Annotated in this window: 11 protein-coding genes and 1 pseudogene; 6 read left to right on the forward strand and 6 right to left on the reverse strand. The window is 41.3% G+C overall.

The genetic code is table 11. The features are described from left to right. The first annotated feature begins 76 nt into the window (after nt 1–76). Nucleotides 77–490, forward strand: a complete 414-nt coding sequence (locus MST16_RS03640) for a TM2 domain-containing protein (protein WP_228144741.1) — start codon at nt 77–79, stop codon at nt 488–490. Nucleotides 491–530: 40 nt separating this feature from the next. Here the strand turns inward: MST16_RS03640 and MST16_RS03645 are convergent, their stop codons facing one another. The 5 genes and pseudogenes from MST16_RS03645 to MST16_RS03665 all read right to left on the reverse strand — a co-directional run bounded on the left by MST16_RS03645 (nt 531) and on the right by MST16_RS03665 (nt 6802). Next, nucleotides 531–1130 carry a DUF805 domain-containing protein gene (locus MST16_RS03645; protein ID WP_168378560.1) on the reverse strand — a complete coding sequence of 200 codons (600 nt, stop codon included), beginning with the start codon at nt 1128–1130 and terminating at the stop codon, nt 531–533. 64 nt (nt 1131–1194) lie between these two features. Continuing rightward, nucleotides 1195–1803, reverse strand: a pseudogene (locus MST16_RS03650) (DUF805 domain-containing protein). Nucleotides 1804–1971: 168 nt separating this feature from the next. After that, the gene (locus MST16_RS03655) at nt 1972–3255 is read right to left on the reverse strand and encodes a ribonucleotide-diphosphate reductase subunit beta (protein WP_078191110.1); all 1284 of its coding nucleotides are present in this window, start codon (nt 3253–3255) and stop codon (nt 1972–1974) included. Between the two features lie 406 nt (nt 3256–3661). Further along, nucleotides 3662–3835, reverse strand: coding sequence for a hypothetical protein (locus tag MST16_RS03660; protein WP_180009865.1), 174 nt, complete (start codon nt 3833–3835; stop codon nt 3662–3664). 135 nt (nt 3836–3970) lie between these two features. Next, nucleotides 3971–6802, reverse strand: a complete 2832-nt coding sequence (locus tag MST16_RS03665; RefSeq protein ID WP_180009864.1) for a ribonucleoside-diphosphate reductase subunit alpha — start codon at nt 6800–6802, stop codon at nt 3971–3973. Between the two features lie 588 nt (nt 6803–7390). Here MST16_RS03665 and bfmR point away from each other — a divergent pair. Both bfmR and bfmS read left to right on the forward strand, forming a co-directional pair. Further along, nucleotides 7391–8107, forward strand: a complete 717-nt coding sequence (gene bfmR / locus MST16_RS03670) for a response regulator transcription factor BfmR (RefSeq protein WP_067764711.1) — start codon at nt 7391–7393, stop codon at nt 8105–8107. Nucleotides 8108–8151: 44 nt separating this feature from the next. Further along, complete coding sequence (gene bfmS, locus MST16_RS03675; protein ID WP_180009863.1) at nt 8152–9813, forward strand: sensor histidine kinase BfmS; 1662 nt, start codon at nt 8152–8154, stop codon at nt 9811–9813. 92 nt (nt 9814–9905) lie between these two features. On the opposite strand, the gene MST16_RS03680 is transcribed toward bfmS, so the two are convergent. Next, nucleotides 9906–10262 (reverse strand): hypothetical protein, encoded by a 357-nt coding sequence (locus MST16_RS03680; RefSeq protein WP_180009319.1) that lies wholly within the window; start codon nt 10260–10262, stop codon nt 9906–9908. A gap of 567 nt (nt 10263–10829) precedes the next feature. Here MST16_RS03680 and ndhC point away from each other — a divergent pair. The 3 genes from ndhC to nuoC all read left to right on the forward strand — a co-directional run bounded on the left by ndhC (nt 10830) and on the right by nuoC (nt 13937). Then, a complete protein-coding gene (ndhC, locus tag MST16_RS03685) occupies nt 10830–11378 on the forward strand; it encodes an NADH-quinone oxidoreductase subunit A (protein ID WP_078191106.1) in 549 nt (182 codons plus the stop codon). 6 nt (nt 11379–11384) lie between these two features. After that, nucleotides 11385–12062, forward strand: a complete 678-nt coding sequence (locus tag MST16_RS03690) for an NADH-quinone oxidoreductase subunit B family protein (protein ID WP_078191105.1) — start codon at nt 11385–11387, stop codon at nt 12060–12062. An 87-nt stretch (nt 12063–12149) separates the two neighbouring features. Further along, the gene (gene nuoC / locus MST16_RS03695; protein WP_078191104.1) at nt 12150–13937 is read left to right on the forward strand and encodes an NADH-quinone oxidoreductase subunit C/D; all 1788 of its coding nucleotides are present in this window, start codon (nt 12150–12152) and stop codon (nt 13935–13937) included. The last annotated feature ends 7 nt before the right edge of the window (nt 13938–13944 follow it).

Raw genomic sequence — 13944 nt, forward strand, 5'->3', positions numbered from 1 at the left:
CATCAATAATTCGTTATATTGCTGATGAAAATAACGTCCAAGAATCATCAAATAAAGATAAAACATAGAGGATTATATGAAAGGGCAAATACTCGATTTTTCTGTTCAAAATAATACAGGCATCATCAGCGGAGATGATCAGAATCGTTATCAATTTTCTGGAAGCGATTGGAAAGGACAAACTGTTCCTGCTCGTGGACAATTTGTTGATTTTGAGACAAGTGGAATGGGTTACGCAACCGATATTTACTTAGTCGCTGTGCCGAATGCTTTAGGCACGCAATACGGTCAAAAGAGTCGAATTGTTGCTGCACTCTTAGCATTCTTCCTTGGTGGATTTGGTATCCATAAATTCTATTTGGGTCGTATTGGATGGGGGATTGTGTATCTACTATTCTGTTGGACCTTTATTCCATCCATTGTTGCTTTTATTGAATTTATTATTTATCTATGCACTTCAGATGAAGATTTTGCACGTAAATATGGCTAAATTTTTGTGTTAAAAGATAAGGCGCATTGTGCGCCTTATTTTATTGTTGCAGATCTCTAGCGGGTTGACCCCATTGGTTGTTCTCGGCTTTGGTGTCTGTAGCCCACCAGATAATCAGTGGGATGATCCCAATGATTGTGAGCATTAAAAGTTGCCACCAACCTGAACGTCCCGTGTCATGTAGTCGACGTGCGCCAACAGCTAAGCTAGGAATAAGTAAAACGATATTGGTAATATTTTCTAGCCAAGGTTCACTGCCAATAACGAAATCGCAAATAGAGGCAAGTATAGTGACCAATATACAAAATAGCCAAAAGAACCAGAACTCTTTACGTCGAGCACGTCCTTCAAATTCAGCAAACTTTTTCAGTGGTTTGAATGACCACGCGAAAAAGTCATAGTTTTCCTCTTCTTCACTGTAGTTTGCTCGCGTATTCGTGGAAAAACTTTGTTGGTGTAATGCAATATAGACTTGAATCGCTTGCCCACTTTCATCCAAAGCAAAATCAACCTGTTCTCCACGTGTAGGTGGTCTTTGACCGCGCCATTCATGACCAGCAAATTGATAGTGTTTTCCATCTTCAGCACTAATCACCCCAGTATTAGTTTGAATCGAAAAATCTAGTATTTGTCCTTTCATATTTTTCCTGAGTTAATGTGCTGTAGATAGGGTGGCTACATAAATAGTAGCCACGATTTTTTATTTATTTGGCAGGTTGTCCCCATTGGTTTACTTCAGGTTTGGTTTCTGTTGCAAGCCAAATTAGAACCAGAATTGGTCCAACGAGCGGAATCATTTGTATTAACCAATACCAACCAGATTTATTAATATCATGTAAACGACGTACTGCAACAGAAAGGGACGGAATAACCATTGCTAAGATGAAAATACCTGTGAATATTCCTTTGGTTCTAAGCACTGAATCGACAATCAGAGTAATAATCATTGCGATAAGATAGACCAATACAAAAAACCAATATTCTTTACGGCGTGCACGTCCAGTAAAGTTGGCATAATTTTTTAGACATTTGACAAACCAATCAATCATGTTGAATTTTGATTCAGCTTAGTCTTGGTTTGAAATTTTATCGAGTTGCTGTGAAATTTGTTGAATAGGATTACTGCTGCCAAGAGCATTGAATACTTGAACAGCTTGACCTTCTGGACTGATATCGAAATCTACATGATCGCCGCGTTTAGGTGAGTTCTGGCCACGCCATTCTGCACCTGTAAACTCATAACGGTTTTGATCATCTCCACTGATGATGCCTGAATTGGTTTGTACTGAATAATCTAATATCTGACCTTTCATTCTGTCCTCTTTTTTATGTGATTTTTATTAATTGATGTATTTTTATACCGTTTTATATTAGCAGAATATGAATTAAATTAAATGCATAGATTTGCTTGGGTGAATGAAATTCTTCATAAAAAAAGCGGAACACTTGGTTCCGCTTTTGATATTTCGCTGAAAAATTTATTACCAGCTTAACGCACCACCAGTTTGGTAATCCGTTACGCGAGTTTCAAAAAAGTTCTTCTCTTTACGTAAGTCCATCATTTCTGACATCCACTGGAATGGGTTATTCACACCTGCAAATTGTTCAGGTAAGCCCAATTGGCTTAAACGACGGTTACAGATGAACTTCAAGTATTCTTCCATCATGCCTGCGTTCATACCCAATACACCGCGTGGCATAGTGTCACGTGCATATTCGATTTCAAGCATTGTACCTTCAAGAATCATTTGAATGATTTCTTCTTGGAACTCAGCAGTCCATAGGTGAGGGTTCTCGATCTTGATTTGGTTGATCATGTCGATACCAAAGTTCAAGTGCATAGATTCATCACGTAAGATGTATTGGAATTGCTCAGCAACACCATTCATCTTGTTACGACGACCCATAGACAAGATTTGGCTGAAACCACAGTAGAAGAAGATACCTTCAAGTACGCAGTAGAACGCGATCAAGTTGCGAAGCAAGATTTGGTCGTTTTCAGGTGTACCTGTTTTGAACGTAGGATCACTTAAAGATTGTGTATATTTTAGACCCCATGCCGCTTTACGAGCCACTGAAGGAATTTCACGGTACATGTTGAAGACTTCGCCTTCGTCCATACCTAAAGATTCGATACAGTATTGGTAAGCGTGCGTGTGAATCGCTTCTTCAAATGATTGACGTAAGATGTACTGACGGCATTCAGGGTTGGTAATGTGACGGTAGATTGCAAGAACCAAGTTGTTTGCAACCAATGAATCCGCAGTCGAGAAGAAACCTAAAGAACGCATAACAATAGTACGCTCATCTTCGGTTAAGCCATTTTCAGACTTCCAAAGTGCGATGTCATGGTTCATGTTCACTTCTTGCGGCATCCAGTGGTTTGCACAACCGTCTAGATATTTTTGCCAAGCCCATTCGTATTTGAATGGTACAAGTTGGTTTAAGTCAGCGCGGCAGTTGATCATCGCTTTATCATCAACTTGAACACGCTGAGCACCCATTTCTAGCTCTTCTAAGCCTGGTGCAACGTCTAGATTTTCTAGAGCGTTAGATGCTCTTGCCAACGGATCGGTTGGATCTGTTGGTCGATTTGTACTGGTTCGAGCGGGTTGTGCAGCTGCCAAATTCGGCGATGAGTGCTGTGCATTAGATACCACTTGCGAATCAGTCGTTTTTTGCGGTTCGACGGGCGCAGGCTGGTGAGCTTGTGCAGCTTGTTTCGGTTCATCATCTTCGAAATCGTCCCAACTTAGGATAGACATAACAGTTCTCTCTTCGTTGCTTTATATCTTTTATAGACATCCAGCGTCGCTGAGATGTCCTACTATACGCTCAATTTGTGTAAGCAAAATTAAGTTTTGTCGATCACTGCTCTAAAAGTGTTCGGTAGAGCAAATATCCCCACTACTTATTTTGATTACGCGATTTATATGCCTTAAACCAGAAATAGGCGATCGGGACATAAAAAGTCAAAATAAAGGAAACCACCAAAGCAATAAGCCCTAACTGATAGTTATGCGTCATATGTGGCATGGTGGTTTCCTTTTTTATTTATCTTCTTTGAATCCTCCCCAAACCCCTCCTTTAATAAAGGAGGGGCTTCACGTGAATTTAAATGCTTCACGGAAGTCCTCCTTTGCAAAAGGGGGACTTAGGGAGGATTTATTATTAAGCAACTACCTGGGTAGTTGGCTTAATGTCTTCAATATTTTGCTCATTCGTTTGGTTTATGGAAACAAATATTGCTACTGAGCAAGGAAGTAAGCATGTGAAGCAAAAGGTTTGAATTTCTTTACGTACAATGCGAACTTTCTTTTTAAATTCTTTGAGCTTTTTCGACATGTTCTTTTCCTCTAAGGGAATCAATCATAACGAATTAGCAATAAAGTGAGTTCTTATGCTAACCACTCATAAGAATCAACCATTGCTAATACCGCAATAATGAGAAAATCTCGGTTGATTCCTAAATGGGTTAACTTACTGACAAGCCTCACAATCAGGGTTGTCAATTGAACATGCCATTGGCACTGGAGCTGCTTGACCAAAACCTTCTTCTTCAGCAGCAACTTCAGCTTTAGGTTCTTCTTTCGCAACAGCAGTTACAGGTGCTGCAACAGTAGCAGGCTTAACCGCGTTCAATGCACCAGTGTTAATGGTTGATTTCTCAGCAGACGTCGCACCCAATGCACGTAGGTAGTAAGTGGTTTTTAGACCACGTAACCATGCCATTTTATACGTCATGTCGAGTTTCTTACCGTTTGCACCAGAGATGTAAAGGTTAAGAGACTGAGCTTGGTCGATCCATTTTTGACGACGTGATGCAGCATCAACAATCCAACGTGGTTCAACTTCGAACGCAGTCGCGAAGATTGCTTTAAGCTCTTCAGGAATACGTGCGATTTTTTGAACCGAACCTTCGAAGTGTTTCAGGTCGTTCACCATTACAGAATCCCAAAGACCGCGATCTTTTAACGCACGTACTAGGTACGGGTTGATCACTGTGAATTCACCAGAAAGGTTAGATTTCACATACAAGTTTTGGAAAGTTGGTTCGATTGATTGAGACACGCCACAAATGTTCGAAATGGTTGCAGTCGGTGCAATCGCCATCACGTTTGAGTTACGCATACCGTCTTTTTGAACTTTAGTACGTAAAGTATCCCAGTCCAAACGTGTTGTACGGTCAACTTCGAACATACGGTCAGGACGTGCTTTTTGTACGATATCTAAAGAGTCAATTGGCAAGATACCTTGATCCCAAAGTGAACCTTTAAATGTCTCGTAAGTACCACGTTCAAGTGCCAAGTCGCTAGACGTTTGGATTGCGTAGTAAGAAATCACTTCCATAGATTCGTCAGCGAACTCAACCGCAGCATCAGAACCATAAGCCAATTTCATTTCGTATAAAGCATCTTGGAAGCCCATGATACCCATACCCACTGGACGGTGTTTCAAGTTCGAGTTACGAGCTTGTGGAACAGCGTAGTAGTTGATGTCAATCACGTTATCGAGCATTCGAACAGCAGTTTTAACTGTACGAGCAAGCTTTTCACGATCTAACACACCACCTTGCACGTGTTGTACAAGGTTGATTGAACCTAAGTTACATACTGCGATTTCATCTTCGTTAGTGTTCAGCGTAATTTCTGTACACAAGTTAGAAGAGTGAACTACACCAACGTGTTGTTGTGGTGAACGTAAGTTACATACGTCTTTGAATGTGATCCAAGGGTGACCAGTTTCAAACAACATAGACAACATTTTGCGCCATAAGTCTTTCGCACGGACTTTCTTATGTAGCATGTTGGTTTCTTTCGCAATGCCTTCATAGTAAGCATAGCGTTCAGCAAATTCTGCACCTGTTAGGTCATGCAAATCAGGTGTTTCAGATGGTGTGAACAGAGTCCATTCAGCATCTTCGAATACACGTTGCATAAACAAGTCAGGAACCCAGTTCGCTGTGTTCATGTCGTGTGTACGACGACGGTCATCACCTGTGTTCTTACGAAGTTCTAGGAATTCTTCGATGTCCAAGTGCCAAGTTTCAAGGTATGCACATACTGCACCTTTACGTTTACCACCTTGGTTGACTGCAACAGCAGTATCGTTGGCAACTTTAAGGAACGGTACAACACCTTGTGACTTACCATTCGTACCTTTGATGTACGAGTTAAGCGCACGAACTGGCGTCCAGTCATTACCTAAACCACCCGCCCATTTAGACAACATTGCGTTATCACGCATTGCGCCATAAATGTTGTAAAGGTCATCTGAAATCGTTGTTAAGTAACAGCTAGATAACTGTGGACGTAAAGTACCAGAGTTAAATAGCGTAGGAGTAGACGCCATGTAATCGAAGCTAGACAATAAGTTATAGAATTCGATTGCACGTTCTTCACGATTTTCTTCGTTCAATGAAAGACCCATTGAAACACGCATGAAGAATAATTGTGGTAATTCGAAACGTACGCCATCTGAGTGGATGAAGTAACGGTCAAATAAAGTTTGTAGACCTAAATAAGTAAATTGGTTTGAGCGTTCTGGTTGAATCGCAGCAGCCAATTTTGCAAGGTCAAAGTTAAGTAGTTCTGGAGAAAGAAGATCAAGCTCGATACCTTTCTTCAAGAAAGTTTCTAAAGCGTCGCCTTCATTCGTGTCACTATCTAAACCTAAGAACTCTAACCCTGTAGCAACAAGGTCGTTACGCAATAAACGCGCAGTCACATATGTATAGTTTGGTTCTTGTTCGATACGTGTACGAGTAGCCATCATCATAGTTGTTGAGATGTCTGACTCTTTTACGCCGTTATAAAGGTTTTTTACAGTCTCATCGATAATCGCTCGAACATCGATGCCTTCTAAACCTTCAGCTGCTTTAACAATATTTGCCTCAAGTGCGCCAAGATCAAGCGGTTTAAGCTGACCGTTTGAACCTGTCACTTGTAAAGTAGGGTGGTGGTGAGCACCAGTTTGTTTACGAGCTTCGGCACGTTGTTCGCGGTAAATCACGTAAGAGCGAGCAACTTTTTGCTCACCTGTACGCATAAGCGCAAGTTCAACCTGATCCTGAATTTCTTCAATATGAATGGTACCGCCAGAAGGTAAACGACGGTTAAAGGTATTCAATACCATCTCAGTTAGTTGAGAGATACGGTCATGAATACGGCTGGAGTCAGCGCTTTGCTGGCCTTCAACGGCCAAGAACGCTTTACCAATCGCCACAGAGATTTTTTCTGCATCAAAAGGTGCAACGTCACCGGTGCGTTTAATCACCTGAATTTGACCAGGGGTTGAATTCGTTACGCTCATGCTAGCATAGCTCCATTTGTCATCTATTTTTATGTTAGGACCGTTTGAACTGGGCAATTTTTATGCCACAGTGTTTGAGGTTTAAACACAAGACCTAGTGGTTTAAAAATTTATTGAACACAAGATACGGGAAAATTCAGGGTATATCAATATTGACATTTTACTAAATGCTTTGAATATTTCTGGCAGAAATCCATCTCAAAAAATCCCTATTTTTTATCTTTGTTATATATGCCTTATCCGACAAGGGCATAGCATAGCAAACTCGAAAAAGAGTGCTTATAGATAACATTGTGGATAACTTCAGAAAGCCTAAAAAGTTGTGAATTAATCAGTCAGTTTTTATTCGATGAAAATGTATCCAAATTTATAATTGTTGGTATTGTGAGCAATAGGGCATGGAAATGATTGGTAAATACGGCTGCAAAAATGTAGCAGGTTAAAATTTATTACAAAATACGATATTGATGTATCAGTTTGGTGAATGCCATCTTGTTTACAATGTAAACGTGTGTATATTGCAAACTATGTTTAAGCGTATCTATCGGATTTCAAATAGGATACGCCCAATCAAATAAGGGGCAATCAATGAGCCAAGAAGAAAAGTTACCTAAAATTTTAATTGTTGAAGACGATGAGCGTCTTGCTCGTTTAACTCAAGAATACTTAATCCGTAACGGACTTGAAGTTGGGGTAGAACCAGACGGTAATCGTGCGATTCGCCGTATTATCGCTGAACAACCAGATATGGTATTACTCGACGTGATGCTTCCGGGTGCCGATGGTTTAACCATTTGTCGTGAAGTTCGTCCACACTACCATCAACCAATTTTAATGTTGACTGCACGTACCGAAGACATGGACCAAGTGTTGGGTCTAGAAATGGGTGCAGATGATTATGTTGCAAAACCTGTTCAACCTCGCGTTTTACTTGCGCGTATTCGTGCATTATTACGTCGTACAGACAAAGCACCAGAAGATGAAGTTGCACAGCGCATCGAATTTGATGATCTTGTAATTGATAATGGTGGTCGTTCTGTCACACTCAATAATGAGTTGGTTGACTTTACCAGTGCAGAATATGACCTTTTATGGTTGTTGGCATCTAATGCGGGTCGCATTCTTTCTCGTGAAGATATTTTTGAGCGTCTGCGTGGTATTGAATACGATGGTCAAGACCGTTCAATTGACGTGCGTATCTCGCGAATTCGTCCAAAAATTGGTGATGATCCAGAAAACCCGAAACGCATTAAGACCGTACGTAGTAAAGGTTATTTATTCGTAAAAGAAACCAACGGCATTTAATGTAAAATACCGTCCCTTAGTTTGGCAAAGTAGGACACTTTTACGTGTTTAAACACAGTATATTTTTGCGCGTTTATGCGGGGCTACTGATTTTAGTCTTTTTAGTCGCTACATTTGGCTATTTGCTGGTGCAAATCATAAACTACCAGCGCGCGCAAGAATATCGTGAATCGCTTACTGACGGTTTGGCTTTCATTATAAGTGAAGGTATTGCACGTCAGCCAAATGAACAACAAAAGTCAGATTGGGTGTCAGATGCATCTGATCTACTTGAGTTGCCTATTTATTATGTAAAAGCTAATCAGGTTGATTTAACCCGAGCGGAAACAAAACGTATAGAAGAGCGTAAAGCTGTAGTGCGTTGGGATGCACAAACGACGGCAGCCTATATTATTATTGGCTTAAAAGATGACCCTGCGCATCTGCTGTATATCAAAGCCGATAATATTTCAGAACGCCAAATGAAGGCGTTGCCTGTCTTTATACTGGATTATTTGGTTTATTACCCAGGTCAAGAAAAACAATATCTTGAAAAAATTCAGCATCATTTTTCATATCCAATTTCAATTCAAAATGTTCAGAGTTTACCTTTAGATTCTGAGCAAATCGGCCGATTACGCTTAGATCACAGCATTATTTTGTATCGTGACAGTGCGACGGAGCGCGGCACGACCATTTCGATTGTATCGCCAATTCCAAGTTCAACTTCAGAAGTCTTGGTCATGGGGCCGGTACCATTATTTAATTGGATGCCTTTCCAGTTGGCAGCCGGTATTACGCTACTAAGCTTATTTGTCTTGAGCTTGGGTGTTTATGGTCTATTGGTGCCGATGCAACGTAAGTTACGTGCTGTAAATTATGCGTTAAATAAAATGAAGGGCGGGGACTTATCTGTACGTCTGCCTGTCGAAAGTACCGATGAATTTGGTACCTTGGCATCGAGCTATAACTCAATGTCAGATCATATTGAACGTTTAATTGAAGCACAGCGTGAGTTGATGCGCGCGGTATCGCATGAACTGCGAACACCTGTGGCGCGGATTCGCTTTGGTGTAGAAATGATGGCGGATGAAGACGACTACGACTACCGTCAGCAGCAAGTTGAACAAATCGACAAAGATATCGAAGCTCTCAATACCTTGATTGATGAGATCATGACTTATGCCAAGCTCGAACAGGGCATGCCATCTTTAGAGTTTGAAGATGTCAGCTTGTTTGAAGTTTTAGATCAGGTCTTGATTGAAACCGAAGCCTTAAAGACTGGGAAAACTTTGGAATTGCAAGCACCACCGATTGGGGTGATTGTGGAAACCGAGCGTCGCTATTTACATCGCGTTGTACAAAACTTAGTGGGCAATGCAGTGCGTTATTGTGATGATAAAGTGCTGATCAGTGGTGGTGTGAATGATGAAGGTATGGCTTATATCTGTGTTGAAGATGATGGTCCCGGCATTCCAGAAGAAGATCGTAAGCGTATTTTTGATGCCTTTGCACGTTTAGATGATAGTCGTACCCGTGCTTCAGGGGGCTATGGTTTAGGTTTATCGATTGTTAGCCGTATTGCTTACTGGTTTGGTGGAACTGTTGGTATTGATGGAAGTCCAACATTGGGTGGGGCGCGTTTTACCATTACATGGCCTGCGACACGTTTTAAGAAAAATAAGCCGAAGCTAGATGGTAAAGAGCTTAGTGCCAATGAAAGCTAAACAGCCTAAGAAATCTAACTCAGCTGTATTTAGCGAGTGGTACATATAAAAAGCCATTCAATTTGAATGGCTTTTTTACATCAGGTTTTTATTTATTCGGTAATCGTTGCATCAGGTTCAATAATGGGTTTGCCATTTTTCAGAGCAGCAAGGGCATCTGCATTGAAATCGATGAGTAAAGAGTTGTTTTTAGCATCGATAGAATAATTGCTAATGAGTTTTTGGTCGCCGTTTAGAGTCTCAATTTTATATTCATCTACAATATTCATAATCCCGCTAAGGTTGGTGGTTGCAGAAGCTAAATCTTGACGTAATAACTCATAGATATCACGTAAATCAAAAATGGCATTTTGAGCATCAGGGTGCTTATCTAAGTAGTTTTTAATATGGTGAATCACCAATTGCGCAGATAGAAAATAATCAGGTTTATGCGTAAATTCTAAAGTCATTATTGTCTCTCCGTTGTGATTGCTTTTTGTGTTTTAACTACAAATATCACACTCTTTATAGGTCGTGTCAAAGAATTGCAAAAAAGCCACAAGAAGCTAAAAAAATGTCTTTTTACATAGAACCAATACAGCTGGCTTTTCATTTGAAGAAAAGATCAAAAGCAAAAGAAGTGAATAAAGAAACAACAAGGTTGAGGTGGGGGAGTATTTATTTAATAAATGACACAGTTGATAAAAATACGCCAATTTGAACGTGTATGCTGAGAAATGAAGGGTTTGTTGATGAAACTGAACAGTCATAATTTTCTGATAAAATCACATAAATGTAATAATTAATAAAAAAATGCAATCTAATCTAATTAAGCGATTAATCCTAATTTTAAGGGAGTAAACCCAATTTAAATGCTGAAATGATTAAAAAATCATCCTAAAGACGAATACCGATAAGCTAGCAAGAAGCCTCCTCAATCAGGTACAATTGGCGGGATTAATTTTGTGTTTGGTGTATTTGAAGGCCAATACATACATTCTTTGTTAATAAATAGGCCTGCCAGGAGTTATCCCCGCATGAGTGCCATTACTCCATACGATTGGGCAATTATTGCCTTCGTGATCGGCGTTACATTCCTTTGCGTCTTTATGCTGACCGTCCCTTTACTCCTTGGGGGTAAATCATGGGGTCGTGCTAAGCAAGAGCAGTTTGAGTCAGGTGTAGTAGGTGCTGGTGGTGCACGTATTCGCTTGTCTGCGAAATTCTATTTAGTTGCAATTTTCTTCGTCGTGTTTGATATCGAAGCACTTTATCTATATGCATGGTCTACTTCTGTTCGTGAAGCAGGCTGGTTTGGTTTTACTACCGTGGTTATTTTTGTGGTCGATTTATTGATTGCTTTAATTTACGCGGTAAAAGTAGGTGCATTAGATTGGGCGCCTTCTGATAAGCGTAAAGCTGCAGGTAAAGCGTTGAAAATTGGTTCACCAAATATGGACATCGCAGAAATCACACGCTTTAACTCTATTGAAGAGTTGGTTATGGACCCTACAGGTCAAATTCCAGCGCAATCATCTGGTCGTGTGAAATCTAAGTCACCGACTGCATCATCTGACAAGGAGTAAGACGGGATGAAATATACATTAACCCGTGCGAATCCGGATGCTGATCAATATCCACTTCAAGAGCGTCAAATCGTTACCGATCCGCTTGAAGAAGAAGTGAATAAAAATGTGTTCATGACTCGTTTAGAGGATGTTGCACATACAGCAGTAAACTGGGGTCGTAAAAACTCAGTTTGGCCGTTTAACTTTGGTACATCTTGCTGCTACGTAGAGTATGCAACGACTTTAACAGGCGTGCATGACTTGTCACGTTTCGGTGCCGAGGTTATTCGTGCTTCACCACGTCAGGCTGACTTGATGATTGTTGCAGGTACATGCTTCATGAAAATGGCGCCTGTAATTCAACGTTTGTACGAGCAAATGCTTGAGCCTAAATGGGTAATCTCAATGGGCGCATGTGCAAACTCTGGTGGTATGTACGACATTTATTCAGTTGTACAAGGTGTGGATAAAATCATCCCTGTCGATGTGTATATCCCGGGTTGCCCACCACGTCCTGAAGCTTTAATTCAGGCATTGATGTTATTGCAAGACCAGATTCAACTTGAGCGCCGTCCTTTATCGGCCGTGATTGGTGATGATCTTAAGCCAGTGTATAAGCCAAAGATGATGCCAGAACGTGACCGTAAGAACGCACAGCGTATTGCAGTGAAAAACTTACGCTCAATGGATGAAATTAAATAATCACTGCGACGAAATATTGATACACCCGGACTGGGTGTAATTGTCGTTTTGATTGACTGAATTTGTATTAAATAGGAAGCCAAGCCAATGGCTGAAACTGACATTGCTATGCCAGAATCAACTCCAGTTGATTCCCGCCCTGCATTTGCAATTGTAGAAGAGCTCAAAACCAAATTTGGTGAGAACTTCTACGTGCAAACGACTTTTGAAGACTTTCCAACAGTCTGGGTTGAGCGCGCACGTGTACAAGAAGTTTTAATGTTCTTGCGTACGGTGTCACGTCCATACGTGATGCTGTTTGACTTGTCTGCGGTTGATGAGCGTTTACGTACACACCGCGATGGTCTGCCTGCATCTGACTTCACTGTGTTCTATCACTTGTTATCGTTAGAGCGTAACAGTGATATTCGTATCAAGGTTGCATTAGCTGAGAATGATGTAAACATTCCAACGGCAACCAATATTTGGCCGAATGCCAACTGGTACGAGCGTGAAGCTTACGACATGTTTGGTATCAACTTCGAAGGGCATCCAATGCTCCGTCGTATCTTGTTGCCAACATATTGGGAAGGTCACCCGTTACGTAAAGAATATTCTGCACGTGCGACTGAATACACGCCTTATCGCCAAAACCAAGCGAAACAGGATTACGAACAAGAACATCTTCGTTTCGTACCTGAAGATTGGGGTATGAAGCGTGGGAACGATGATGAAGACTTCATGTTCCTAAACTTGGGTCCTAACCATCCATCTGCGCACGGTGCCTTCCGTGTAATCTTGCAGTTGGACGGTGAAGAAGTGAAAGACTGTGTTCCTGACATCGGCTATCACCACCGTGGAGTGGAAAAAATGGCTGAGCGTCAAACATGGCACTCATTCATTCCATATACAGACCGTGTTGACTACTTAGGTGGTTGTGCGCAAAACATGCCTTACGTTCTTGGCGTAGAGCAAATGGCAGGGATTACCGTTCCTGATCGTGCACAATGTATCCGTGTCATGATGTCTGAATTGTTCCGTATCAATAACCACTTATTGTTCATTGGTACTGCGATTCAGGATGCCGGCGGTATGACCCCAGTATTCTATATGTTCGCTGACCGTCAAAAAATCTATGACGCGATCGAAGCGATCACGGGTTACCGTATGCACCCAGCATGGTTCCGTATCGGTGGTACAGCGCACGACTTGCCAAACAACTGGCAGCACCTCATTCGCGAAATCCTAGATTGGATGCCGAAGCGTATGAACGAGTACTACACTGCGGCACTGAAAAACTCAGTGTTTATCGGTCGTACCCGTAATGTTGCTCAGTATGATGCAAAATCAGCATTGGCTTGGGGTGTAACAGGTACAGGTCTACGTGCTACAGGTATTGATTTCGACGTTCGTAAATACCGTCCTTATAGCGGCTACGAAAACTACGACTTCGATGTGCCTTTAGAGTACGAAGGCGATGCTTATGCACGTGTTCTTGTTCACTTCCGTGAAATTGAAGAATCACTGAAAATCATCAAACAATGTTTAGACAACATGCCTTCTGGTGCATACAAAGCAGACCATCCATTGGCTGTTCCACCACCAAAAGATAAAACTTTACAAGACATCGAAACATTGATTACGCACTTCTTGAGCGTGTCATGGGGTCCTGTAATGCCAGCAGGCGAAAGCTCTGTAATGGCGGAAGTGGTAAAAGGTGCGTCGAACTACTACTTGACTTCAGACAAGTCAACGATGAGTTACCGTACACGTATCCGTACACCAACCTTCACGCACTTACAGCAAATGCCTTCTGTGATTAACGGCAGCTTAATGTCTGACTTAATCATTTATTTAGCGACAATTGACGTCGTAATGGCTGACGTGGATCGCTAAGGGGTAA

Origin of the sequence: Acinetobacter sp. YH16040_T (genome assembly GCF_024605785.1) — a bacterium.
In the GTDB taxonomy this organism is placed as follows: Bacteria; Pseudomonadota; Gammaproteobacteria; order Pseudomonadales; family Moraxellaceae; genus Acinetobacter; species Acinetobacter amyesii.

What these genes read in the sequence shown, in the direction of transcription:
- MST16_RS03645 (WP_168378560.1), bottom strand. Translation starts at nt 1,130, where the DNA reads ATGAAAGGACAAATACTAGATTTTTCGATTCAAACTAATACTGGGGTG.
- MST16_RS03640 (WP_228144741.1), top strand. Translation starts at nt 77, where the DNA reads ATGAAAGGGCAAATACTCGATTTTTCTGTTCAAAATAATACAGGCATC.
- MST16_RS03655 (WP_078191110.1), bottom strand. Translation starts at nt 3,255, where the DNA reads ATGTCTATCCTAAGTTGGGACGATTTCGAAGATGATGAACCGAAACAA.
- MST16_RS03665 (WP_180009864.1), bottom strand. Translation starts at nt 6,802, where the DNA reads ATGAGCGTAACGAATTCAACCCCTGGTCAAATTCAGGTGATTAAACGC.
- MST16_RS03690 (WP_078191105.1), top strand. Translation starts at nt 11,385, where the DNA reads ATGAAATATACATTAACCCGTGCGAATCCGGATGCTGATCAATATCCA.
- nuoC (WP_078191104.1), top strand. Translation starts at nt 12,150, where the DNA reads ATGGCTGAAACTGACATTGCTATGCCAGAATCAACTCCAGTTGATTCC.
- bfmR (WP_067764711.1), top strand. Translation starts at nt 7,391, where the DNA reads ATGAGCCAAGAAGAAAAGTTACCTAAAATTTTAATTGTTGAAGACGAT.
- ndhC (WP_078191106.1), top strand. Translation starts at nt 10,830, where the DNA reads ATGAGTGCCATTACTCCATACGATTGGGCAATTATTGCCTTCGTGATC.
- MST16_RS03660 (WP_180009865.1), bottom strand. Translation starts at nt 3,835, where the DNA reads ATGTCGAAAAAGCTCAAAGAATTTAAAAAGAAAGTTCGCATTGTACGT.
- MST16_RS03680 (WP_180009319.1), bottom strand. Translation starts at nt 10,262, where the DNA reads ATGACTTTAGAATTTACGCATAAACCTGATTATTTTCTATCTGCGCAA.